The sequence below is a fragment of the Streptomyces sp. NPDC029041 genome, assembly GCF_040637515.1.
Classification (GTDB): domain Bacteria; phylum Actinomycetota; class Actinomycetes; order Streptomycetales; family Streptomycetaceae; genus Streptomyces.
This window is the reverse complement of record NZ_JBEZWO010000006.1, coordinates 521,493-545,970: the sequence shown is the minus strand read 5'-3', so window position 1 is coordinate 545,970 and position 24,478 is coordinate 521,493. Positions and strand designations below refer to the sequence as shown.

The window sequence follows — 24,478 nt, the reverse complement described above, 5'->3', positions numbered from 1 at the left end:
CTCAGCACCTGACCCGGGGGCGTGCCCCTGAAAGCCTCAGCCGCTGACTCGCGGGGGCCCGGGCCGGCCCCGCCGCCCGGGCCAACCCCCCTCAGTCGGCTACCGGTGCCTCCGCCTCGGCCGTCGCCCGGGGCGTCGGCTGCGGGTGACGGGGCTCGCGGCGGCGGGACCACCAGGCCGCCACCGGCTCCGTGTAGCGCGCGGTGAGCGGGCCGAGGACGACCAGGATCAGCACATAGGCCGTGGCCAGCGGGCCGAGGGACGGTTCGATCCCGGCCGCGACCGCGAGACCCGCGATGACGATCGAGAACTCTCCGCGAGCCACCAGCGCACCCCCCGCACGCCAGCGGCCCTTGACGGAGATCCCGGCTCGCCGGGCGGCCCAGTACCCCGTGGCGATCTTCGTCAGTGCGGTGACGACGGCCAGCCCGAGCGCCGGCAGCAGGACGGGCGGGATGCTCGACGGGTCGGTGTGCAGACCGAAGAAGACGAAGAAGACCGCGGCGAACAGGTCACGCAGAGGGCTCAGCAGGGTGTGCGCGCCCTCCGCGACCTCCCCCGACAGCGCGATACCCACCAGGAAGGCCCCGACCGCCGCCGACACCTGGAGCTGCTGCGCGACACCCGCGACCAGGATCGTCAGACCCAGCACGACCAGCAGCAGCTTCTCCGGGTCGTCGCTGGAGACGAACCGTGAGATGAGCCTGCCGTAGCGCACGGCCAGGAACAGGACGAGTCCGGCCGCGCCCAGTGCGACCGCCAGGGTCACGCTGCCGGCCATCAGCCCGACGCCGGCCACCAATGCCGTGACGATGGGCAGGTACACCGCCATCGCCAGGTCCTCCAGCACCAGCACGCTGAGGATCACCGGCGTCTCCCGGTTGCCGACCCGGCCCAGATCGCCCAGCACCTTCGCGATGACGCCGGACGACGAGATCCACGTGACACCGGCCAGCACGACCGCGGCCACCGGGCCCCAGCCGAGCAGCAGCGCCACGGCCGCCCCGGGCAGCGCGTTGAGGGCGCAGTCGACCAGACCGGACGGGTAGTGGGTCTTGAGGTTGGAGACCAGATCGCTCGCCGTGTACTCCAGGCCCAGCATCAGCAGCAGCAGGATGACGCCGATCTCCGCGCCCGTGGCGATGAACTCCTCACTCGCCCCGAGCGGCAGCAGACCGCCCTCACCGAAGGCCAGACCGGCCAGGAGGTACAGGGGGATGGGCGAAAGCTGGAACCGGGCGGCGAAACGGCCGAGCAGGCCGAGCCCGAGAATGATCGAACCGAACTCGATGAGCAGAACAGCGGAGTGCAAAAGTTCACTCCCGCCCGAGTATGGTCGCCGCCGCGTCGACACCCTCACGGGTGCCGACGACGATCAGCGTGTCACCGCCCGACAGCCGGAAGTCCGGCGCGGGCGACGGGATGGCTTCGGCCCGGCGCAGTACGGCCACCACCGACGCGCCCGTCTCCGTCCGCATCCGCATGTCGCCCAGCACCCGCCCGTTCCAGCGCGAGGTCGCGGCCACCTCGATCCGCTCGGCGACCAGCCCGAGGTCCGTGGTGTACAGCAGGCTCGGGCTGTGGTGGGACGGCTTCAGCGCGTCGATCAGCGAGCCCGCCTCCGAGCTGGTCAGCTTCAGCGACTGGGCGCACGAATCGGGATCGTCGGACCGGTACACGTTCACCGTGCGCGTGCCGTCGCGGTGCGCCACCACCGACAGATGGCGGTGTTCCCGGGTCTCCAGGTCGTACTGGACCCCGATACCCGGCAGCGGCGTCGCCCTCAGGCGCGGAGCTGACACGTTGCTTCCCCTTGTTCGTCTTGTTCGTCTTGTTCGTCTCGGTTGTCTTGGTTGTCGTACGTGGCCGGGCTGCTGAACGGCGCCGATCATCGGACGAGTCGACTCCGCATGTTCCCATCCGGCCGTACGGTGACGACATGGGTGTCGTGACGGATATACGCAGCGGCCGGTCGCCGGAGAAGGTGGAGGGGGCGGTGCACTGCGCGACGTCGGGAAGGAGTGGGCCCAGAGGCGTGTCGTTGTTCTGGCGGATCTTCTCGCTCAACGCCGTCGGCCTCGTCGTCGCCACGGCGCTGCTGCTCGGCCCGGTCACCGTGTCCACCCCCGTCCTCCCGGGCGAGGCCCTCGTCCTGCTGGGCGGGCTGGTGCTGCTGCTCACGGGCAACGCGCTCGTGCTGCGGTACGGGCTGGTGCCCCTGCAGCGTCTCGACCGCGCCATGGCCACCGCGGACCTGCTGCGTCCGGGCTCCCGGCCCGTGGTCGCGGGACCGGCGGAGACGGCCGGACTGATCACGACGTACAACACGATGCTCGACCGGCTGGAGGCCGAGCGGGCCGCGGGGGCCGCCCGGGCGCTGTCCGCACAGGAGAGCGAACGGCACCGGATCGCCCGCGAGCTCCACGACGAGGTTGGGCAGACCCTGACCGCCGTCCTCCTCCAGCTCAAGCGCGTCGCCGACCGGGCGCCCGAGGACCTGCGCGAGGAGGTGAGCCAGGCACAGGAGGCGACCCGGGCCGGCCTGGACGAGATCCGCCGGATCGCCCGCCGCCTGCGCCCCGGCGTGCTGGAGGAACTCGGGCTGGCCAGTGCCCTGCGTTCGCTGGCCGGCGAGTTCACGACCCACGGGCTGACCGTGCGCCACCATGTCACCGGTGAGTTGCCCGCCCTGACCCCGGAGGCGGAACTCGTCGTCTACCGGGTCGCCCAGGAGGGTCTGACCAACACCGCCCGGCACGCGGCCGCCGACCGCGCCGAACTCCGCCTCAAGCCGGTCCCCGGCGGCGTCGAACTCCTCGTACGCGACAACGGCACAGGCCTCGGCGACGCCCCCGAGGGCGCCGGTCTCACGGGCATGCGCGAGCGCGCCCTGCTGATCGGCGCCGCCCTGACCCTGCGACCGGCGCCGGGCGGAGGCACCGACGTTCGGCTGCGCGTCCCGGTGACAGGGCGCGTTCCCGCGACCGAAGGACCCCTCTGATGACCACACCGATCCGTGTGCTGCTCGCCGACGACCACACCCTCGTACGCCGGGGGGTGCGCCTCATCCTGGACGGCGAGCCCGACCTGACCGTCGTGGCAGAGGCCGGGGACGGCGCCGAGGCCGTAGCCAAGGCCCGGGAAACGCCGGTGGACCTCGCCGTCCTGGACATCGCCATGCCCCGCACGACCGGCCTCCAGGCGGCCCGTGAACTCTCCCGCCGGATGCCCGGCCTGCGCATCCTGATCCTGACGATGTACGACAACGAGGAGTACTTCTTCGAGGCGCTCAGGGCCGGAGCAAGCGGCTATGTGCTCAAGTCCGTCGCCGACCGCGACCTGGTCGAGGCCTGCCGGGCCGCCGTGCGCGACGAGCCGTTCATCTACCCGGGTGCCGAACGCGCCCTCGTCCGCTCCTACCTGGAGCGGCTGCACCGGGGTGACGGCCTGCCGGAGCGGGCCATCACCGAACGCGAGGAGGAGATCCTCAAGCTGGTCGCCGAGGGCCACACCTCCAAGGAGATCGGGGAACTGCTGTTCATCAGCGCCAAGACCGTGGAGCGCCACCGCGCCAACCTCCTGCAGAAGCTCGGCATGCGCGACCGCCTGGAACTGACCCGGTACGCGATCAGGGCCGGACTCATCGAGCCCTGAGCGTGGCGCGGGGGGCCTGGACAGGCGGCCTGGTCCCGTCATGCGACCGTATCCCCTGGTCGTTCCGCGATGGCCCCTGAGGGTCAGCGGCCCTGGCTGAGCGGGTGGCTGAAGCCCTGGGCCGAGATGAGGGCGGCCGACTCCGCGAGGTCGGTGGCGAACCGCTCCACGGACTCGTAGGGGAAGCGGTGGCTGGGGCCGCTGAGGGAGAGCGAGGCGACGACCGAGCCCGAACGGCCGATGACCGGCACGGCGACGGCGGTCAGGCCCTCGTCCCACTCGCTGCTGCTGACCGCGTAGCCGCGCTGCGCGGCCTCCTGCGCCCAGGCGCGCAACCGGTCGGCGTGCGCCTCTCCGTGGGGGGAGGCGGCGGCGACCCGGCGCAGCAGGCTGTCCGAGACGTCGCGCAGCAGGATCTTGGAGGAGGCGCCGGCCCACAGGGGCTGTTCGTCGCCGACGTCGACGACGTGACGCAGGGGGTGCGGGCTCTCCTCGTGCGCGACACAGACGCGGCTCACATCGCGCGCAACGAAGATGTTGACCGTCTCACCCAACTGGTCGGCGAGGTCGCGCATGACCTTGCGGGTCTCCTGCGGCACCTCCCACTGGCTGCGGGCCAGGTAGGCCCAGCGCCACAGCCCCGGTCCGGCGGTGTAGCCGGCCGGATGCGACCACAGCAGGCCGCTCTCCTCCAGGGTCTGGACCAGGCGCAGGACGGTGGTCTTGGCCAGTCCGGTGGCGTCGATGATCTCGCGCAATGAGATGACCGGGCGGTCCTCGCTCAGCAGGCCGAGAATGTCCAGGGCGCGCCGCACGCTGCGGACCCCCGTCGTCGTCCCGTTGGGCTCCCGGGCCGCCTCGGCCTCTGCCTGCCTGTCGTCCACGAATCCGCTCCCCAGGTGGTCGCCGCGCGGCATCTGCCGTGACCGCCACCGCGCTCACTCGTGACCGTAGTCCATCAGGCGGACCACGGGAGCCATGAAGGCGAAGAAATCTTGTCGCACCTCTTGATGACGGAAAACTCCACCCGTATGTTTCCGCTACTCGGTTTGATCGGTCCGCTCAGTGGACCTTGTTCTTGAGGGTCGCCGTCCGCACGCTGTGGCGCCGGCCCGGTTTCGCCGATGACGGCCGCTCCACACCCGCCGAGCGCCGCCGTCACCCGGGCATCTGTCCTCGCCGTAGCCATCCGTGACCCCGCCCCCATGTGCCCCGCGCCGCGCGCGGCACCACCGGGTCGCAGGAGTCGCAGCATCCAAGGGAGTATGTGAGATGAGCAGTGCGCAGCAGCCGGCAGCGGCCGGCGGCGCCGGAGCCCCCGGCGTCGCGAGGAGGGCGGCGATCGCCAGTTTCATGGGGGCGGTCGTCGACTGGTACGACTTCTTCCTCTACGGCATCGTCGCCGGACTCCTCTTCGGCGAGCTGTTCTTCCCGGACGCCTCCCCGGCCGTCGGCACCCTGGCCGCCTGGGCCACCTTCGGTGTGGGCTTCCTCTTCCGCCCGCTCGGCGGCATCGTCTTCGGCCACTTCGGCGACCGGCTCGGCCGCAAGCGGATGCTCGTTCTCACCATGCTGATCATGGGCGTGGCCAGCACCCTGATCGGCGTCCTGCCGACGTACGCCCAGGCCGGGATCTGGGCCCCCGTGCTGCTGGTCGTGCTCCGCGCGGCGCAGGGCTTCGCGGTGGGTGGTGAATGGGGCGGCGCCGCGCTGATGGCGGTGGAGAACGCCCCCGCCAAGTGGCGCTCCCTCTACAGCAGCGGCGTGCAGGTCGGTGCCTCGGTCGGTCTGCTGCTCGCCACGCTCATCACCAAGATCATGTCGGGAGCCACCTCGGACACGGCCTTCCGGGTCTGGGGCTGGCGCGTTCCCTTCCTGATCAGCGCCGCCCTCGTGATCGTCGGTTTGATCGTGCGGGCCCGGGTCGAGGAGTCCGAGGTCTTCACCGAGAAGGTCGCCGCGATGAGCGAGGAGGCCCGGCCGAAGGTGCCGCTGATCGCCGCCGTGAAGTCCAACCCCAAGGGCTTCTTCGCCATCATCGGCCTGCGTTTCGTGGAGCTGTTCACCTTCTACGGCGTGACCACCTTCGGCCTCGCCTACGGTGCCGGCGAACTCGGCCTGGACCGCGACAGCCTGCTCGACGTCAACCTGGCGGTCGGGGGCCTGGCCGTGCTGACCATCCCCGGTTTCGCCTACCTGGCCGACCGCTTCGGGCGCCGCAGGCTGTACTGCTGGGGCGCGCTGGTGGGCCTCGTGAGCGCGGTGCCGTACTTCTGGGCGATGGAGTCCGGCTCCATGGTGCTGATCATCGCCTGCGCCGTGCTGCTGGTGAACGTCGCGCACGACATGGCGGTCTCCGTCCAGCAGTCCCTGTTCACCGACATGTTCGGCCCCGAGTACCGCTACAGCGGCGCCGGCGTCGGCTATCAGCTCGCCAGCGCCATCGGCGGCGGCTTCACTCCGCTCATCGCCGGCTCCCTGGTGATCTGGGCGGGCGGCTCCTGGACGCTGGTGGCGGCCTACATCGCCCTCGGGTGCGCCATCTCCTTCCTCGTCGCGTTGCGCCTGCGGGGTGACGACGCGGCGGCCGGGGCCCCCGAAGAGGTGCGGAAGCGGACCGCGGCGGCGGACGCGACCGCCTGACGGATCCTCCTCGACAGGGCTGTCGGGGCCCCGGCCTTGCCGCCGGGGCCCTTGCTGTATCCCGTCCCTTTTTTGCTGAGCCCTCAGCCTTGTTGGGGACTCTTCCGCCCACTACTCTGACCGCAGAGTGGATTCATTGATCCGTCTAGCGGACCGCTAGGAGTTCTGGTGAAAGCAGCTGTCCTCACGGGGCCGAACAGGATCGAGACCGTCGACGGCTGGCCGGAGCCTGCCTGCGGTCCGCACGACGTCATCGTGCGAATGGAGGGCGTGGGCCTGTGCGGGACCGACCTCGCCGTCTTTCACGGCGAACGCCTGCCGCCGGTGACGCCGTGGGTCATGGGCCATGAGGGTTTCGGCCGGATCGCCGCCGTCGGCAGCGCCGTGCGGGACCGCCAGGTGGGACAGCGGGTCGTCATCGAACCCAACTACGCCTGCCTCGCTTGCCCGGACTGCCGCAGCGGCCTGACCTCGGCCTGCCCGCACCGGGCCATCGTCGGGCTCAACGCCCCCGGCGTCCTCGCCGAACGCGCCGCCCTGCCCGCCCGTTTCGCCCACCCGGTCCCGGACGGCCCGACCGGTGCCGATCTCGCGGCCACCGAACCGTACGCCGTGGCCCGGGCCGCCGTACGGCGCAGCGGAGTCACACCCGCCGACCGTTGTCTGGTCGTCGGGGCCGGAGCCCAGGGGCTGCTGGTCTGCCTGATCCTGGCCCGTCTCGGCATCCGGCCGGTGGTCACCGAACCGCACCCGCAGCGGCTCGCCCGCGCCGAACGGCTGGGCGCCACCCCCGACGACGGTGGCACCGGGTACACGTACGTCTTCGAGACCTCGGGCCACGCACCCGCCCTGCGCCCGGCCGTGGCGCGCGCCGCCCCCGGCGCCACCGTCGTCCTGATCGGACTCAACGCCCACGCGCTGCCGCTGACCACCGACGACGTGGTCCGCCGTCAACTGGTGCTCCGCGGGTCGATGATCTACGACCACCCGGGTGACTTCACCACCGCGATCGCCGAGCTGCCCGGCGCCCGGCCCTCGGCCGTCGTCGAGGCCCGATTCCCTCTCGAGGAGGCCCAGCTGGCGTTCTCCGGCGCCGCCGACCGCGCGGGGAAGACCTGGATCGGCATAGGAGACCAGGATGCGTAAGTCGATCGCCACGGTGAGTCTCAGCGGCTCCCTCACCGAGAAGCTGACCGCCGCCGCCCGCGCGGGCTTCGACGGTGTGGAGATCTTCGAGAACGACCTCCTCGCCTGCCCCCTGTCCCCGGAGGAGATCCGCGCCCGCACCGCCGACCTCGGGCTCAGCATCGACCTCTACCAGCCGATGCGGGACGTCGAGGCCGTGCCGGAGGAGGAGTTCGTACGTGTTCTGCGCCGGGCGGAGCGCAAGTTCGACGTCATGCGCAGGCTCGGCACCGACACGCTGCTGGTGTGCTCCAACGTCTCCCCGCACGCCGTCGACGACGACGCCCTCGCCGCCGGGCAGCTGAGCCGGCTGGCCGGCCTGGCCCGGGAGTCCGGCATGCGGATCGCCTACGAGGCGCTCGCCTGGGGCCGGCACGTCAGCACCTGGGACCACGCCTGGCGCATCGTCGAACGAGCCGGCCATCCCGCGCTCGGGGTCTGCCTGGACAGTTTCCACATCCTCTCCCGCGGCTCGGACCCCCAGGGCATAGCGGACATCCCCGGCGAGAAGATCTTCTTCCTGCAGCTCGCCGACGCCCCGCTGATGGCCATGGACGTCCTGCAGTGGAGCCGGCACTACCGCTGCTTCCCCGGCCAGGGCGGCCTCGACGTGACCTCCCTCGTCCGTCACGCCGTGGACGCCGGCTACCGGGGCCCGCTCTCCCTGGAGGTCTTCAACGACGTGTTCCGCCAGGCGGACGCGGGCAGCACCGCCGTCGACGCACTGCGCTCACTGATCGCCCTGGAGGAGAGCGCCGGCATCTCCCCGCTCCCGGCCCCGGTCGCCCCGACCGGCGTCGCCTTCACCGAGATCGCCACGGCCGACCCGCTCCCCGTGACCACCCTGCTGAGCGCGCTCGGCTTCCGGCGCACCGGACGGCACAGCGGCAAGCCGGTGGACCTCTGGGCGCAGGGTGATGCCCGCATCCTGGTCAACCACGGCACCGGCACCCGCGACGACGGCCCGTCCCTCACCGCCATCGGCCTGGAGACCCCCGACCCCCGCTCCGCCGCCCGGCGTGCCGAGTCCTTGCTCGCCCCCGTCCTGCCCCGACGCCGCGGCGACCACGACGTCCCGCTGGACGCGGTCGCCGCTCCCGACGGCACCGAACTGTTCTTCTGCGCCACCCGACGCCCCGGACACCCCGACTGGACGGCCGACTTCACGGCTGCCGCCGACGTCACGGCCTCCACCGGCATCACGGCCTCCACCGGCATCACGGCCTCCACCGGCATCACGGCTGCCGCCGACGAGGGGCAGGACCCTCCGCAGGTCGGGGCCCTCACCGGCGTCGACCACGTGGCCCTCACCCAGCCCTGGCACCACTTCGACGAAGCCGTCCTCTTCCACCGCGCGGTGCTGGGTCTGCGCCCGCACGAGAGCGTCGACCTGGCGGACCCGTACGGCCTCTTCCGCAGCAGGGCCATGACCGGCGCCCGCGGCACCCCGCGCCTGGTCCTCAACCTGGCCCCCGGCCCGGACCCGGACACCCGTGCCCGTGCCCAGCACATCGCCTTCACCACCGACGACATCACCGCAGCCGCCCGCCGCGTCCGTGCCGCCGGCGCAAAGCTGCTGAAAATCCCCGCCAACTACTACGAGGACCTCGACGCCCGCTACACGTTCGCTCCCGGAACCCTGGACGCCTACCGGGAACTCGGCATCCTCTACGACCGCGACGAACACGGAGGCGAGTTCCACCACTGCTACACGGCCACGGTGGGCCGGGTCTTCTTCGAGATCGTCCAGCGCACCGGCGGCTACCGCGGCTACGGCGCCGCCAACGCCCACGTCCGCCTGGCCGCCCAGCGACGCTGAGGGCTCGGCACCTCCGGGGCGGCGACCTCCGGGAAGCGCCTACCCTTGAACCATGACCAGCAGCAGCGACCGGAGCCCGGCAGTGGACGTTCGAGCATCTAAAACGTATGAAATCCGGACCTACGGATGCCAGATGAACGTCCACGACTCCGAGCGATTGTCCGGACTGCTGGAGGACGCGGGCTACGTCCGCGCGCCCCAGGGCGCCGACGGGGCGGACGTCGTCGTCTTCAACACCTGCGCCGTGCGGGAGAACGCCGACAACAAGCTGTACGGCAACCTCGGCCACCTCGCCCCGAAGAAGGCGGCCCGCCCCGGCATGCAGATCGCGGTCGGAGGCTGCCTCGCGCAGAAGGACCGCGACACGATCGTGAAGCGGGCGCCCTGGGTGGACGTCGTCTTCGGCACGCACAACATCGGCAAGCTGCCCGTCCTGCTGGAACGCGCACGCGTCCAGGAGGAGGCGCAGGTCGAGATCGCCGAGTCGCTGGAGGCGTTCCCCTCGACGCTGCCCACCCGCCGCGAGAGCGCGTACGCGGCCTGGGTCTCCATCTCCGTCGGCTGCAACAACACCTGCACCTTCTGCATCGTCCCGGCCCTGCGCGGCAAGGAGAAGGACCGCCGACCCGGCGACATCCTCGCCGAAATCGAGGCCCTGGTCGCCGAGGGCGTCTCCGAGATCACGCTGCTCGGGCAGAACGTCAACGCCTACGGCTCCGACATCGGCGACCGCGAGGCCTTCAGCAAGCTGCTGCGCGCCTGCGGGAAGATCGAGGGGCTGGAGCGCGTCCGCTTCACCTCCCCGCACCCGCGTGACTTCACCGACGACGTCATCGCCGCCATGGCCGAGACGCCCAACGTGATGCCGCAGCTGCACATGCCGCTCCAGTCCGGCTCGGACCCGGTCCTGAAGGCGATGCGCCGCTCCTACCGCCAGGAGCGCTTCCTGGGGATCATCGAGAAGGTCCGCGCCGCCATCCCGCACGCCGCGATCAGCACGGACATCATCGTGGGCTTCCCCGGCGAGACCGAGGAGGACTTCGAGCAGACGCTGCACGTGGTGCGCGAGGCCCGCTTCGCCCAGGCCTTCACGTTCCAGTACTCCAAGCGCCCCGGCACCCCGGCCGCCGAGATGGACGGCCAGATCCCGAAGAAGGTCGTCCAGGAGCGCTACGAGCGGCTCGTCGCCCTTCAGGAGGAGATCTCCTGGGAGGAGAACAAGAAGCAGGTCGGCCGCACGCTGGAGTTGATGGTCGCCGAGGGCGAGGGCCGCAAGGACGACACCACCCACCGCCTGTCCGGCCGCGCCCCCGACAGCCGCCTCGTCCACTTCACCAAGCCGGACCAGGAGGTCCGCCCCGGCGACGTGGTCACCGTGGAGATCACCTACGCCGCCCCGCACCACCTCCTCGCCGAGGGCCCCGTGCTGGACGTGCGTCGTACGCGCGCGGGCGACGCCTGGGAGAAGCGGAACGCGGCCGAGAAGGCCAAGCCCGTCGGCGTGATGCTGGGCCTGCCGAAGATCGGTGCGCCCGAGCCCCTGCCGGCCGTGGCGAGCGGGTGCGGCTGCGACTGAGCAGGGCTGCTGCCGCACCACCCTGCCTGCCGTGGCGCGGCGGGCGCGGCTACCGCTGAGCTTGGGTGGGGCTGCCTCCGAGCCGGGCCGCTGCCGCCCTGTGCGGTGACAGCGGCTCCTGAGAGTTACCCTGCCGATCATGCTTGTCGCCGCCGCCGCCTGCCCCTGCCCGCCCCTCCTGGTTCCGGAGATCGCCGCGGGCGCCGCCCCGGAACTGGATGTCGCGCGGGCCGCCTGCACAGACGCGCTGGGCGTGCTCGCCGCCGCCCGGCCGGGACGGCTCGTGGTCGTCGGACCGGTCGGCGGAGACGGGGCCGAGCATCACCCGGCGGGAACGGCGGGGTCCTTTCGGGGCTTCGGCGTCGGCCTCGACGTGCGGCTGGGAGAGGCCGAGGGCGCAGACACGGAGGCGCGCCTGCCGTACTCGCTCGCTGTCGCCGCCTGGCTGCTGGAGCGGACCGGATGGTCCGACGCCCCCGTCGAGGGATTCGGGGTGGGGGAGTCCTCGCCGGCCGAGCAGTGCCTGCGGTCCGGGAGGGGACTCGCCGCCCGGGACGAGCGGGTGGCCCTGCTGGTGATGGGGGACGCCAGTGCGTGCCGGACGCTCAAGGCCCCGGGCTACCTGGACGAACGGGCGGCGCCCTTCGACGCGCAGGTCGCACGAGCGCTCGGCGCTGCGGACCTGGCGGCCCTCACCGCGCTGGACACCGGGCTGGCCCACGAGCTGAAGGTGTCCGGACGGGCTCCGTGGCAGGTCCTGGCGGGCGCGGCCGAGGGCGCGGACCTCGGCGGCTCACTGCTGTACGAGGACGCGCCGTACGGAGTGGGATACGTCGTCGCCGCCTGGTCGTAGCACGGGCCGCAGACGGGTTGGGGGCGCGGTACGGGGGCGTCACACGCGGTCGCGGTAGGGGGGCGCGGGCCGCACCTCGAGGGCCGCACCTCGCGGGAACGGCGAACGCGACGCGGGCCGCGGCACACGGTCGCGGCCCTGGCCGCGACGGCGAACGCGGCGCGGGGCGCAGGAACGGTCGTGGCCCGGGCCGCACCTCGCGGGAACGGCGGACGGCCGGGAGCCCTCGCGCTCCGCGGCCGTCCGCCGATGTGTACTTCGGTGTGCAGATGCGCGCTCGCGCCCTGGGCGCCGAAGCGGGCTCAGGACGTGGGCGGTGGTGCCTCCGGAGGCGGAGTGCCGCCCGGGTCCGTCGGCGGAGCCGCGTCCGGGGGAGCCGCGTCCCGTGGTGGTGCCGTCCGGCCCGTGCCGGGCGGCTTCGTCATGCCGGCCGCGCCGGGCGTGGTCGTGGCGCCCGTCTCCGGTGTGCCGTCGTCATGGTGCGTGAGACGGCCCATGGCGCCTTTGGCCCGGCCCGTGCCCGACTGGATCCTGTCGCTGTACTTGCCCTTGGTCCTCTTGTCGACCGCCTGCGCGGCCCTGTCGAGGCCATGATGGATCTTGCCCTCGTGTCGTTGCGCGAGGTCGGTGACCTTGCCCTTGGCCGGGCCCAGCTTGGCTTTCACGTTGTCCATGAGACCCATGGCTCACCTTCCTCGCGCGGGGCGGTCACGTACGGGCGCCCTCACCGGCCTCGTTGTCGGCCGCCTTCTCGCTGGACTGCTGCTGGGGGATGTCCACGCCCTCGGACTCGACGACCGAGGCAGTGGCCTCGGCAGCCGGCTCCGCCGTTTGCGGGGCTTCCTCGTCGCCCTTCGCCTCGGAGGTCGGTGCGGCCTCGGCCGTCTGCGCCTCGGTTGCCTCCGCCTCGGTTCCGGCCTTCGCCGTCTCGGGCTGAGCCTCGGGTGCAGGCGTCTCCGCCGTGGCCTTCGACCGCCGGAGAAGTCGTGCAAAAACGCCCATATCCACTCCATACGTTACTCGTGCGGGCGAAATCCCGCGTTGCCCGGTGCGTCACTTTGCGCGTCCCGGGCTACCGCCTCTGCGATCCGGCGGCAGGAACCTCGCAACGGGGAACGACCTCGCGTCCGTCGCGTCACGTAACTCGTTCGAGACCAGGGTTCGAGGTTTGCGAGACTGGGGCGGTGAGCAGCGCACCCCCCGCCCCCCGCGTCATCGCCGTCGTCGGACCGACTGCGGCCGGAAAGTCCGATCTGGGCGTATTCCTGGCCCAGCGTCTCGGCGGCGAGGTCGTCAACGCCGACTCCATGCAGCTCTACCGAGGGATGGACATCGGCACCGCCAAGCTGACGCCCGAGGAGCGCGACGGCGTCCCCCACCACCTGCTGGACATCTGGGGTGTGACCGTCACGGCGTCCGTCGCCGAGTACCAGCGCCTGGCCCGCGAGCGGATCGAGGCGTTGCTCGCCGAGGGGCGCTGGCCGATCCTGGTCGGCGGTTCCGGACTGTATGTGCGCGGTGCCGTCGACAACCTGGAGTTCCCCGGGACCGATCCCGAGGTCCGCGCCCGCCTGGAGGAGGAGCTCGTACTGCGCGGCTCCGGTGCGCTGCACGCCCGCCTGGCCGCCGCCGATCCCGAGGCGGCCCGCGCGATCCTGCCGAGCAACGGCCGCCGGGTCGTTCGCGCTCTCGAGGTGATCGAGATCACCGGCAGGCCCTTCACGGCCAATCTCCCCGGCCACGACTCGGTGTACGACACCCTTCAGATCGGCGTCGACGTGGCCCGCCCCGAACTCGACGAGCGCATCGCGCGCCGGGTCGACCGGATGTGGGACGCGGGCCTCGTGGACGAGGTGCGCGCGCTCGAGGCGCAGGGGTTGCGTGAAGGGCGTACGGCCTCGCGTGCGCTCGGCTACCAGCAGGTGCTCGCGGCGCTCGCCGGGGAGTGCACGCTCGAGGAAGCGCGGGCCGAGACCGTGCGTGCCACCAAGCGCTTCGCGCGCCGCCAGGATTCATGGTTCAGGCGCGACCCGCGGGTGCACTGGCTGAGTGGGGCGGCGGCCGATCTCACGGAACTTCCGCAGCTCGCGCTGTCCTTGGTCGAACGACCGGTCACAGCCTGATCACGTCATGGCATCGGGACGCCCAGGCCGTCATCCGGCGCTTCGGCGGCGTGCCATCATCGAGCTTCGATCGACCGAGCTGAGTCCTAGTTGGGAGGGCGCGTGGCGATGGAGGCCGGCCCTCGCGACACCGCACGAAGCACCGATCACATCACCGCCGAGCGGGATGGGACGGGGCGCGGGGACGCGTCGGAGCAGAACGGGCCGGAGCGGGACGCGCCGGATCATGAGGCGGAGCACCTCAGCTCCGACGGGCCCGACGAGACACAGGGTGTGACGGACGACGGTCCCGAGCCCGGCGAGATGTTCGCCGACGAGGTCGAGGTCGAGCTGCGCCCGCAGCGTCGGCTCCGGATCTGGCAGCTGGCTCCCATCGTGAGCCTCGCGACGCTCGGCTCCTTGATGTTCGCCTTTCCCCTCGCCTTCGACTTCGGCGACAGCGGTGCCGTCATCGCCATGCTGGGCCTGCTGATCTGCTCGTGCGCGGCCGGGTGGGGCATGATGGCCGCCCGCCGCGTCGGCCACACCTGGCCGGGCCTGCCGGCCCGCGGCTCCGGCCGCAGACCCGACTGGCGGGTCGTCCTCGCGTACGCCCTGGTCGTGGCCGTCGTGGTGGTCCTCGCCGTGTGGCGTGTGGCGCGGCTGCGCTGACCCCGCAGGACGTCGGGAACGCTGTCACCGGCACACCGAGGCGTTGTCGCAGGCACCCCTTACGATCGAGGCATGAGCACGCGGATCGCCTTCCTCAAGGGACACGGCACCGAGAACGACTTCGTGATCGTCCCGGACCCCGAGAACACCATCGACCTGCCCCCGGCCGCCGTCGCAGCGCTGTGCGACCGGCGCGCGGGCATCGGCGGTGACGGGCTGCTGCACGTGGTGCGGTCCGCCGCGCACCCGGAGGCGACGGGCATGGCGGCCGAGGCGGAGTGGTTCATGGACTACCGCAACGGCGACGGTTCGGTCGCGGAGATGTGCGGCAACGGCGTGCGGGTGTTCGCGCGCTACCTCCAGCGCGCCGGTCACGTGACCGAGGGAGACCTCGCGGTCGCCACGCGCGGGGGCGTGAAGACCGTGCACATCGCCAAGGACGGTGACGTGACCGTCGGCATGGGCCGCGCGGTGCTCCCCGAGGGCGACGTCACGGTGAGCGTCGGCGAGCGCAGCTGGCCCGCGCGCAACGTCAACATGGGCAACCCGCACGCGGTCGCCTTCGTGGACGACCTGGCGCACGCCGGTGACCTGCTCTCCCCGCCGCCCTTCAGCCCGGCGACCGCCTACCCGGACGGCGTGAACGTCGAGTTCGTGGTCGACCGCGGCCCCGGGCACGTGGCGCTGAGGGTGCACGAGCGCGGCTCCGGTGAGACCCGCTCGTGCGGCACGGGCGCGTGCGCCGTCGCCGTGGCCGCCGCCCGCCGCGACGGCGCCGACCCGAAGGCCACCGGCGCCCCCGCGACCTACACCGTCGACGTCCCCGGCGGCACGCTGGTGATCACCGAGGGACCCGACGGCGAGATCGAGATGACCGGCCCGGCCGTGATCGTGGCCGAGGGCGAGATCGACGCGGACTGGCTGGAGACGGCGACGTCCGCGTGAGCCCGGGCCGGATGTCCAGAAACCACCCGGGCGTCTTCGGCCGGGCGATCCGAAATCGCCGTTGATATTCGGCCACTTGGCGAGATTCGCATCACGGAGCCCGCTCGGTACAGGGGTACAAACCTCACATTCGTCCCTCGAATGGGTGATCAGTTTCACGCTCGGCGAGAGGCGGTCAGTCGGGCGTGGTGGGCTCGGTAGCATCAAGCACCGGCCCGGACGGGGGACCGAAGCCGCCCCCTGAGCCATGTCCGCTCGGGGGCGCCCGTCCGCCGGTTGACGCAGCCGGAGGTGCCCATGAGTGCGGAGGCCACGAATTCCGTGACCCCAGGCCAGATGCCGGGCGCGGTGTCGGGAGCGGTGACGCCGACAGCCACCCGCAGAAAGGCCCGCCCCCGGATCGACCTGCGCCGCCTGGGGCGCGCGGCCCTGCTCGGTCCCGCCGCCAGGGGCCGGCTGCCCGACGCCATCAGCCATGTCGTCGAGGCCCACCGAGCCCACCACCCCGAAGCGGACCTCGAGCCCCTGCGCCACGCCTACGTCCTGGCCGAGTCCTCGCACCGCGGCCAGATGCGCAAGAGCGGCGAGCCGTACATCACCCACCCCCTCGCCGTGACCCTGATCCTCGCCGAACTCGGCGCCGAGACCACGACGTTGACCGCGTCGCTGCTGCACGACACGGTCGAGGACACCGACGTGACGCTCGAGCAGGTCCGCGACCAGTTCGGTGAGGAGGTCCGCTACCTCGTCGACGGCGTCACCAAACTGGAAAAGGTCGACTACGGCGCCGCCGCCGAGCCCGAGACCTTCCGCAAGATGCTCGTGGCCACCGGCAACGACGTCCGCGTCATGTCGATCAAACTCGCCGACCGGCTGCACAACATGCGCACCCTCGGCGTCATGCGCCCCGAGAAACAGGAGCGCATCGCCAAGGTGACACGTGACGTGCTCATCCCGCTCGCCGAACGGCTCGGCGTCCAGGCGCTCAAGACCGAACTGGAAGACCTGGTCTTCGCGATCCTGCACCCCGAGGAGTGCGCGCACACCCGGGAGTTGATCGTCCGCAACGCGGCCCGCGCGGACGACCCGCTCGCCGAGGTCGCCGACGAGGTGCGGGGGGTGCTGCGCGAGGCGGACATCCCCGCCGAAGTCCTCATCCGCCCGCGCCACTTCGTCTCGGTGCACCGCGTCTCCCGCAAACGCGGCCGGCTCCGCGGCTCCGACTTCGGCCGCGTCCTGGTCCTGGTGAACGAGGACGCCGACTGCTACGCCGTCCTGGGCGAACTGCACACCTGTATGAAACCGGTGGTATCGGAGTTCAAGGACTTCATCGCCGTACCGAAGTTCAACCTCTACCAGTCGCTGCACACGGCAGTGGCGCGCGAGGACGGACAGGTCGTCGAGGTCCTCATCCGCACGCACCAGATGCACAAGGTCGCCGAGGCCGGCGTCGTCGCCCTCGGCAACCCGTACGCACCGGCCCCCGACGACCCGGCCGACGGTGAGCGCGTCGACCCGACCCGTCCCGGCTGGCTCTCCCGGCTCCTCGACTGGCAGGAGGCGGCACCCGACCCCGACCACTTCTGGTCGACCCTGCGCGAGGACCTCGCCCAGGACCGCGAGATCACCGTCTTCCGCCCCGACGGCGGCACCCTCGGCCTGCCCGAGGGCGCGACCTGCGTGGACGCGGCGTACGCGCAGTACGGGGAGGACGCGCACGCCTGCATCGGTGCCCGGGTGAACGGCCGCCTGGCGACACTGAGCACCGTACTCAAGGACGGCGACACCGTTCAGCTCCTCATGGGCCAGGACCCGGCGTCGGAGCCCTCCCGGGAGTGGCTGGATCACGCGCACACCCCCGCGGCCCGGATCGCCATCCAGCGGTGGCTGGCCGCCCATCCGGCGCAGGCGGAGTCCCAGCACCAGAGTGAGGCACGCATCGCGGAGTACCGGACCGGCGTCCGGCCGTCCGACGTACCCGAGCCGGACGCGGCGCCCGGCCAGCCCGCCGACCGTTCCGCCACCGGCCACGCCCTCGCCGACCGTTCCGCCACCGGCAACGTCCTCGCCGACCTGCCCGGCGCGACCGTACGGCTCGCCCGCTGCTGTACGCCCGTACCGCCCGACGAGATCACCGGCTTCGCCGTACGCGGGGGAGCGGTCACCGTGCACCGCGTGGGCTGCGCCGCCGTAGCGCGCATGAAGGACGGGGGGCGTGCGGAGGTCGGTGTGCGCTGGGGAGAGGCCGCCGAGTGCAGGGTCACGCTGGTCGCCGAATCGTTCGTCCGTCCGCATCTGCTGGCCGACCTCACCGAGGCCATGGCCTCCGAGGGGGCCGAGATCGTCTCGGCGACCGTAGAGCCCCCCACTCACCAGCAGGTGCGGCACACCTACACCGTGCAGCTCCCCGACGCCGGCCACCTGCCCGGCCTGATGCGCGCGATGCGCGACGTGGCCGGGGTGTACGACGTCTGCAGGGCGCAGCCACTACCGCAGGGCCACTGACACGGCCGCTGCCGTTGAACGGCCTCCTGGAAGGGGAGACCGCCGGCCGGCGCCTTCGGCGTCCCCGGCCAGGCCCGGCCCGAGCCGGGGCCTACAGCCGCGACGAACCGACGAACCCCTGAGGCGGCACCGGGCGCAGCCGCGCACGGCCGCACCGACCCGGCACCTTGCGCAGGCGCGCGCCTGCGCATCGAACCGGCCGGGACGGTGCGGGCAGAGCACCCGGCGCATGCCCCGGTCCCCGGTTCGGGTGGGGCGGAAGCGCGCCGTCCGCGGCGTTCACCCGCGCGCTGATAGCCATGGGCCATGCTCCTGACCCCCCACAGCGTCGCCGCTGCCCCCGCCCGGCGGCGGCGGACCGCAGCCGCCCTGCTCACGTCGGCCGTCTCCGTCTGCCTCGTCGCCGCGACCGCCCCCGCCGTCCCGCTCGGCGTCGGCGACCGGCTCTTCCCGTACCTCGGCAACCCGGGCTACGACGTGGCGTCGTACGACCTCTCCTTCACCTACCCGGGCAGCAACAGCCGGCCGCTCGGGGCCGTCACGACGATCGACGCCTGGACGACCGCCGACCTGGACCGCGTCAACCTGGACTTCGCCCACGGCACGGTCCAGTCGGTCGAGGTCGACGGCGACCCGGCGGAGTTCCAGACCGCCGGCGAAGACCTGGTGATCACGCCCGAGAAGCCGGTGGCGGACGGCAGATGGATGCGGATCACCGTGCGGCACACCAGTGATCCCGTGCCCGCCAAGGGCCGCGAGGGAGGCTGGGTGCGCACCGCGGACGGCCTCGCCATGGCCAACCAGGCCGACGCCGCACACCTGGTGTTCCCCTGCAACGACCACCCCTCCGACAAGGCGATGTTCACCATCCGGGTGACGGCACCCGACGGGCACACGGCCGTCGCCAACGGCCTGTCCGCCGGAACGCAGAAGTCCCGCGGGACGACGACGTGGACCTACCGCACCCAGCACCCCATGGCCACCGAGCTCGCCCAGGTCTCCATCGGCCGCTCCACCGTGCTGCACCGCACCGGCCCCCACGGGCTTCCCGTACGGGACGTCGTCCCGACCGAGCACCGCAAGGCGCTCGAGCCCTGGCTGGAGAAGACCCCCGGCCAGATCACCTGGATGGAGAACAAGGTCGGCCGCTACCCCTTCGAGACGTACGGCCTGCTCATGGCCGACGCCTCCATCGGCTTCGAACTGGAGACCCAGACGCTCTCGCTCTTCGAGCGGGAACTGTTCACCGACCGCACCCGCCCTTCGTGGTACGTCGAATCGATCATGGTCCATGAGCTGGCCCACCAGTGGTTCGGCAACAGCGTCAGCCCCCGCACCTGGTCGGATCTGTGGCTCAACGAAGGGCACGCCACCTGGTACGAGGCGCTGTACGCCGAGGAACAGGCCGGCAAGCCGATGCGGGACCGGATGAAGGCCGCCTACGGTGCCTCCGACCGCTGGCGCGCCACCGGCGGACCACCCGCCGTGCCCAAGGCGCCCGACGCCGGCCGAAAGATCGACATCTTCCGCCCCAACGTCTACGACGGGGCGGCGCTGGTCCTGTACGCCCTGCGCCAGGAGATCGGCCGCCCGGCCTTCGAACGCCTGGAACGCGCCTGGGTCGAGCGCCACCAGGACAGCACGGCCACGACGGACGACTTCGTCCGGCTCGCCGCCGAGATCTCCGGGCGCGACCTGAACGGCTTCTTCCGGGGCTGGCTGTACGGCGAGAAGACCCCGCCGATGCCGGGCCACCCGGACTGGAAGCCGGAGGCGCCCGCGGCATCGCAGACCCCCGCGGAGCCGCGGACCGCCTGAAGCAGGCCCCAGCGAGGCCGCAGGCCCGCTGGATCGCCTCCTGGGCAGCGGGCCGGACCGGCGAAGACCCCCGTCCGATAACACGGTGACGAGACGCCCCGTGCCGTGCGACCATCTTCAGGTCGGCGCGGCGCGAGGCGCCGGGAATCTCCCGGACCGCCCGTGCGTTGCAGACTGTGAACGGTTTCCCACCAACGTAAGGATCCAATGACCTCCTCTTCTTCCTTTTCCCAGGACTCCAAGCGCTTCGCGCACAGCCACCCCGAGGGTCTTCGGGCCGATGCCCTGATGGAAGAGGACGTCGCCTGGAGCCACGAGATCGACGGAGAGCGGGACGGCGACCAGTTCGACCGCTCCGACCGCGCGGCTCTGCGCCGCGTGGTGGGCCTTTCCACCGAGCTCGAGGACGTCACCGAGGTCGAGTACCGCCAGCTCCGTCTGGAGCGGGTCGTCCTCGTCGGCGTCTGGACCTCGGGAACCGTGCAGGACGCGGAGAACTCCCTCGCGGAGCTCGCCGCCCTCGCCGAGACGGCCGGCGCGCTGGTGCTCGACGGAGTCACCCAGCGCCGCGACAAGCCCGACGCGGCCACGTACATCGGCTCCGGCAAGGCGGAGGAGCTGCGCGACATCGTCGTCGACACGGGCGCGGACACCGTCATCTGCGACGGTGAGCTCAGCCCGGGTCAGCTGATCCAGCTCGAGGACGTCGTCAAGGTCAAGGTCATCGACCGGACGGCCCTGATCCTGGACATCTTCGCCCAGCACGCCAAGTCCCGAGAGGGCAAGGCACAGGTCGCCCTCGCGCAGATGCAGTACATGCTGCCGCGACTGCGCGGCTGGGGTCAGTCGTTGTCCCGGCAGATGGGCGGCGGCAAGGGCGGCGGCCTCGCCACCCGTGGTCCCGGTGAGACCAAGATCGAGACGGACCGGCGCCGGATCCGCGAGAAGATGGCGAAGATGCGCCGGGAGATCGCGGAGATGAAGACCGGCCGCGAGATCAAGCGCCAGGAGCGCAAGCGTCACAAGGTGCCGTCCGTGGCCATCGCGGGCTACACCAACGCCGGCAAGTCCTCGCTGCTCAACCGCCTCACGGGCGCGGGCGTGCTGGTCGAGAACGCCCTGTTCGCGACCCTCGACCCGACCGTGCGCCGGGCCGAGACGCCCAGCGGACGGCTGTACACGCTGGCCGACACGGTCGGGTTCGTGCGCCACCTGCCCCACCACCTGGTCGAGGCGTTCCGCTCCACGATGGAGGAGGTCGGCGAGTCCGACCTGATCCTGCACGTGGTCGACGGTTCGCACCCGTTTCCGGAGGAGCAGCTGGCCGCCGTGCGCGAGGTGGTCCGGGACGTCGGCGCCACCGATGTGCCCGAGATCGTCGTGATCAACAAGGCGGACGCGGCCGACCCGCTGACGCTCCAGCGGCTGCTGCGCGTCGAGAAGCGGTCCATCGCGGTCTCGGCCCGCACCGGCCAGGGCATCGAGGAACTGCTCGCGCTCATCGACAACGAGCTGCCGCGCCCGTCGGTCGAGGTCGAGGCGCTCGTGCCGTACACGCACGGCAAGCTGGTCGCCCGTGCGCACGACGAGGGCGAGGTGATCTCCGAGGAGCACACCGCGGAGGGCACCCTGCTCAAGGTGCGGGTGCACGAGGAACTGGCGGCGGAGCTCATGCCGTACGCTCCGGCACCGGCGCTCTGAGTCAGACCTGAGGGCGCTTCTCGCCGGAACTCGAGAAAGCCCCGCGCGAGAAGGGCCGCGTGAGAAGGCCCACGCGTCAAGGCCCACGCGTCAAGGCCCACGCGTCAAGGCCCGCCCCCCTGTCGCAGGGGGGCGGGCCTTCAGCATGAACGGATCACTGACCGCCGTAGGTCCTGCTCATGTTCTGGTAGAGCGCTTCGGCGTCGCGGCCCAGCTGCGGACCCGCCAGCCACGAGTTGTCGGCCGGGCCGATCGAGGTGTTGGAGACCAGCACCGACTTGCCGTTCAGGACCCGGAACCAGCCGCCGCCGGAGGAACCGCCGGTCATGTCGCAGCCGATGCGGTACATCGTCGGCAGGGACGGGCTGAGCGAGAACCGGCCGGGGACGTCGATGCACCTGAACATCTTCTCGCCGTGGTAGGGCGGCGCGGCCGGGTAACCCCATGCGCCCATCTTGGCGGCCTCGGCCGCGGACGGGGCGGAGAAGTCCACGTCCAGCGCGGCGCCGACCGTCTCTTCCAGGGACTTGGCCCCCTGCTCCGGCTTCACGTGCAGCACGGCGTAGTCGTACGGGGCTCCGTCACCGCCGCTCTGCGAACCGCCCTTGATCCATTGGCCGGAGGTCGAGGCCCAGTCCGCCCACCAGTTGCCGTACGGGGCGATCTCCGTCGGGTTGGCGTGGGTGAGCTCGGCCTCGGACTTGCCGAGGTCGTTGTAGGCCGGGACGAACACGATGTTGCGGTACCAGCCGCCGTTGCCGCCGGCGTGCACGCAGTGGCCCGCCGTCCACACGAGGTTGGACTTGCCCGGGTGGTTGACGTCCTTGACGACCGTGCCGGAGCAGACGGCCGGCCCGTCGGGGGAGTCGAAGAAGACCTTGCCGACCGGTGCCGCGTTGCGGTGGTACGGCGTCTTCTCGGCCTGCGCCCGGACCGGTGCGGGATCCGGATCGCTGACGCCCTGGCCGGCCGACGCGTCCTTGGTCGTGACCCTCTTGTCGGCCTCGTCGGCGGACCGCATCCGCTCCGGCTTCCAGAGACCCTTGATCACCGGGTTGACGAAGTCCTTGGCGTCACCGAGCCACTTGTCCTTGTCCCAGTCCTTCCAGCCGCCGTTCTTCCAGCGGTCGACGTCGATCCCGTGCTCCTTGAGCCTGCCCGCGAGATCGGCCGGAATCCCGGCCTTGCCGCCGCCACCGTTCGCGGCGGCCTGAGAGCCGGTCGCGTCGGGCCTGTCACTCGCCGAGTCCCCGGAACCTCCACAGGCGGTCGAGGTGAGCGCCAGGGCGGTGACGAGCCCGGCCGCGGCGAGGACGGTGCGCCGTCCCCGCCGCGGTGCGGGCACAGGTGTGGAACGCATGGTGCGATGACCCCCGTCGGTACGTACTGAGTGGTACTGGCCCTGCTCCGTGCAGGTGCCGCGTGTGCACGGCATGGGCGCGGGACCGGTGGCACCGCGCGACTCCCCACTATGCCGGGGGAGTTGAGGGTGTACCGGGGTGAGCCGGTGAAGGTTTCCGAGAACCCCCCGGGGGGTGATGTCATGCGCCCCGGGGCCCCGCTGCGCCGGGCACGCCGTGGGGGCCCGGTGGTCGGGTGCAGACTGCGCCATGGCCATGGAGAGCGAGAATCTGCCCGCCGTCACGGACCGGCGGCCATCCTCAGCGGGCGGTCACCGGCCGGCGAACTTCTTGCTGACCGAGTCGTACACGCCCTCGGCCACGTCACCCAGGCGCGGCCCGGCCAGCCAGCCCGAGGTCACCGGGCCGATCGAGGTGTTGGACACCAGGGCCGGCTTGCCGTCGCGACCGGTCGCGACCCAGCCGCCGCCGGACGAACCGCCGGTCATGGTGCAGCCGATGCGGTACATCGTCGGATCCGATGCGTTGATCGACAGCCTCCCGGGCCGGCTTTCGCACCGGTACAGCTTCTGTCCGTCGTAGGGCTTCGCGGCCGGGTAGCCGATCGCCGTGACGCGCTTCACCCGCGGCACCGCGGGCGCCTTGAACTCGACCGGCAGCGCCGAACCGACCGTCTCCTCCAGCGACTTGCCGCCGCTGCCCTTCTCCGGCGTGACATGGATGACAGCGAAGTCGTACGGTGCGCCGTCACCGCCCGTCGAACCGCCCTGCTCGATCCACTGGTCCGAGGTCCGCGCCCAGTCGCCCCACCAGACACCGTAGGGAGCGACGTCCTCGCGCGTGGCGTTCTCCAGCTCCGCCACCGGCTTGCCGTCGTCGTTGTACGACGGCACGAATGCGATGTTGCGGTACCAGCCGCCCTTCTTGCCCGCGTGCACGCAGTGGCCCGCAGTCCACACCAGGTTGGACTTGCCCGGGTGCGCCGGGTCCTTCACCACCGTCGCCGAGCAGACGGCCGATCCCTCGGGGGAGTCGAAGAAAACCTTCCCGGCCGTGGGGGCGTTGGCGTGGTACGACGGCGGCACGGCCTGCGCCTCCACGGGACCGGGCGTCGCGTCGGTCACTCCCTGGTCCTCGGCGATCTCACCCTCGTCGACGCCTTGGTCGGGCTCCTCGGCCTCCCGCATACGGTCCGGGTTCCAGAGCCCCTCGATGATCGGGTTGACGTACTCGTTCGCCTCGCGCAGCCAGTCGTCCCGGTCCCAGTTCTTCCAGGCGCCGTTCTTCCACTTGTCGATGTCTATCCCGTGCTCCCGGAGCCGGTCCCTGATGTCGGCCGGGATCTTGAGCTTGCCGTCGCCGGAGGCGGTGGCGGACGCGGAGGCCCGACCGTCGGCCGTCGCATCGCCCGACTCGCAGGCGGTGGCGGTCAGGACGAGTGCCGAGGCGAGAGCCACGGCTGCCAGGGCGGGGGACTTCCTGACGCGCGGCCCGGCCCCTCGGACGGTATGGGACGACGGCCGTGTGGATCGCATGATTCTGACTCCCCCTGGTGCGGAACGAACATGGACGAGCCGGCGCTGCGGCCCCGATGGCCGCTGCCTCGCGGGGAGTTCAGGGCGACCGCGCGGTGTCCGGGAACGG

General features: G+C 71.8%; 20 protein-coding genes. 13 read left to right on the top strand and 7 right to left on the bottom strand.

All coding sequences use genetic code 11. The features are described from left to right. Positions 1-91: 91 nt before the first annotated feature. Complete coding sequence (locus tag AB0F04_RS18490; protein WP_362042741.1) at positions 92-1,312, bottom strand: cation:proton antiporter; 1,221 nt, start codon at positions 1,310-1,312, stop codon at positions 92-94. Positions 1,313-1,316: 4 nt separating this feature from the next. Further along, on the bottom strand, positions 1,317-1,802 hold the full coding sequence (locus AB0F04_RS18485) for a TrkA C-terminal domain-containing protein (RefSeq protein ID WP_053671045.1): 486 nt from the start codon (positions 1,800-1,802) through the stop codon (positions 1,317-1,319). A gap of 137 nt (positions 1,803-1,939) precedes the next feature. Here AB0F04_RS18485 and AB0F04_RS18480 point away from each other — a divergent pair, with 137 nt between their 5' ends. Together AB0F04_RS18480 and AB0F04_RS18475 are read left to right on the top strand one after the other, a co-directional pair. Then, on the top strand, positions 1,940-3,001 hold the full coding sequence (locus AB0F04_RS18480) for a sensor histidine kinase (RefSeq protein WP_362042739.1): 1,062 nt from the start codon (positions 1,940-1,942) through the stop codon (positions 2,999-3,001). Then, a complete protein-coding gene (locus AB0F04_RS18475) occupies positions 3,001-3,654 on the top strand; it encodes a response regulator transcription factor (protein WP_362042737.1) in 654 nt (217 codons plus the stop codon). The genes AB0F04_RS18480 and AB0F04_RS18475 overlap by 1 nt, the downstream gene beginning before the upstream one ends. An 83-nt stretch (positions 3,655-3,737) precedes the next feature. On the opposite strand, the gene AB0F04_RS18470 is transcribed toward AB0F04_RS18475, so the two are convergent. After that, positions 3,738-4,571, bottom strand: a complete 834-nt coding sequence (locus AB0F04_RS18470) for an IclR family transcriptional regulator (protein ID WP_362042736.1) — start codon at positions 4,569-4,571, stop codon at positions 3,738-3,740. A 355-nt stretch (positions 4,572-4,926) separates the two neighbouring features. Here AB0F04_RS18470 and shiA point away from each other — a divergent pair, with 355 nt between their 5' ends. The 5 genes from shiA to AB0F04_RS18445 all read left to right on the top strand — a co-directional run bounded on the left by shiA (position 4,927) and on the right by AB0F04_RS18445 (position 11,730). Then, entirely contained in the window at positions 4,927-6,297 is a 1,371-nt protein-coding gene (gene shiA / locus AB0F04_RS18465; protein ID WP_362042734.1) for a shikimate transporter, read from the top strand. 168 nt (positions 6,298-6,465) lie between these two features. Beyond that, on the top strand, positions 6,466-7,443 hold the full coding sequence (locus tag AB0F04_RS18460; protein ID WP_362042732.1) for an alcohol dehydrogenase catalytic domain-containing protein: 978 nt from the start codon (positions 6,466-6,468) through the stop codon (positions 7,441-7,443). Beyond that, a complete protein-coding gene (locus AB0F04_RS18455) occupies positions 7,436-9,301 on the top strand; it encodes a TIM barrel protein (RefSeq protein ID WP_362042730.1) in 1,866 nt (621 codons plus the stop codon). Before AB0F04_RS18460 ends, AB0F04_RS18455 begins: the two co-directional genes overlap by 8 nt. 52 nt (positions 9,302-9,353) lie before the next feature. Next, positions 9,354-10,877, top strand: a complete 1,524-nt coding sequence (gene miaB, locus AB0F04_RS18450) for a tRNA (N6-isopentenyl adenosine(37)-C2)-methylthiotransferase MiaB (RefSeq protein ID WP_362042728.1) — start codon at positions 9,354-9,356, stop codon at positions 10,875-10,877. Positions 10,878-11,016: 139 nt separating this feature from the next. After that, positions 11,017-11,730 (top strand): class III extradiol dioxygenase subunit B-like domain-containing protein, encoded by a 714-nt coding sequence (locus AB0F04_RS18445; protein ID WP_362042726.1) that lies wholly within the window; start codon positions 11,017-11,019, stop codon positions 11,728-11,730. Positions 11,731-12,032: 302 nt separating this feature from the next. On the opposite strand, the gene AB0F04_RS18440 is transcribed toward AB0F04_RS18445, so the two are convergent. Both AB0F04_RS18440 and AB0F04_RS18435 read right to left on the bottom strand, forming a co-directional pair. Continuing rightward, on the bottom strand, positions 12,033-12,413 hold the full coding sequence (locus AB0F04_RS18440; RefSeq protein WP_362042725.1) for an antitoxin: 381 nt from the start codon (positions 12,411-12,413) through the stop codon (positions 12,033-12,035). 25 nt (positions 12,414-12,438) lie between these two features. Continuing rightward, positions 12,439-12,732 (bottom strand): hypothetical protein, encoded by a 294-nt coding sequence (locus AB0F04_RS18435; protein ID WP_362042723.1) that lies wholly within the window; start codon positions 12,730-12,732, stop codon positions 12,439-12,441. A 182-nt stretch (positions 12,733-12,914) separates the two neighbouring features. On the opposite strand from AB0F04_RS18435, the gene miaA reads away from it, so the two are divergent. From miaA to hflX, 6 genes are all read left to right on the top strand, one after another. Further along, positions 12,915-13,853, top strand: coding sequence for a tRNA (adenosine(37)-N6)-dimethylallyltransferase MiaA (gene miaA, locus AB0F04_RS18430; RefSeq protein WP_362042722.1), 939 nt, complete (start codon positions 12,915-12,917; stop codon positions 13,851-13,853). 108 nt (positions 13,854-13,961) lie between these two features. Then, positions 13,962-14,504 (top strand): hypothetical protein, encoded by a 543-nt coding sequence (locus tag AB0F04_RS18425; RefSeq protein ID WP_362042720.1) that lies wholly within the window; start codon positions 13,962-13,964, stop codon positions 14,502-14,504. A gap of 72 nt (positions 14,505-14,576) precedes the next feature. Next, complete coding sequence (gene dapF, locus AB0F04_RS18420; protein ID WP_362042718.1) at positions 14,577-15,449, top strand: diaminopimelate epimerase; 873 nt, start codon at positions 14,577-14,579, stop codon at positions 15,447-15,449. A 297-nt stretch (positions 15,450-15,746) separates the two neighbouring features. Then, positions 15,747-17,954, top strand: a complete 2,208-nt coding sequence (locus AB0F04_RS18415; protein WP_362042716.1) for an HD domain-containing protein — start codon at positions 15,747-15,749, stop codon at positions 17,952-17,954. A 306-nt stretch (positions 17,955-18,260) separates the two neighbouring features. Continuing rightward, positions 18,261-19,772 carry a M1 family metallopeptidase gene (locus tag AB0F04_RS18410; RefSeq protein WP_362042714.1) on the top strand — a complete coding sequence of 504 codons (1,512 nt, stop codon included), beginning with the start codon at positions 18,261-18,263 and terminating at the stop codon, positions 19,770-19,772. 207 nt (positions 19,773-19,979) lie between these two features. Further along, on the top strand, positions 19,980-21,473 hold the full coding sequence (hflX, locus tag AB0F04_RS18405; RefSeq protein ID WP_362042712.1) for a GTPase HflX: 1,494 nt from the start codon (positions 19,980-19,982) through the stop codon (positions 21,471-21,473). A 154-nt stretch (positions 21,474-21,627) separates the two neighbouring features. Here hflX and AB0F04_RS18400 read toward each other — a convergent pair whose 3' ends face one another. Together AB0F04_RS18400 and AB0F04_RS18395 are read right to left on the bottom strand one after the other, a co-directional pair. Further along, complete coding sequence (locus AB0F04_RS18400) at positions 21,628-22,833, bottom strand: hypothetical protein (RefSeq protein ID WP_362042710.1); 1,206 nt, start codon at positions 22,831-22,833, stop codon at positions 21,628-21,630. Positions 22,834-23,145: 312 nt separating this feature from the next. Beyond that, positions 23,146-24,369, bottom strand: coding sequence for a hypothetical protein (locus tag AB0F04_RS18395; RefSeq protein WP_362042708.1), 1,224 nt, complete (start codon positions 24,367-24,369; stop codon positions 23,146-23,148). Between the last annotated feature and the right edge of the window lie 109 nt (positions 24,370-24,478).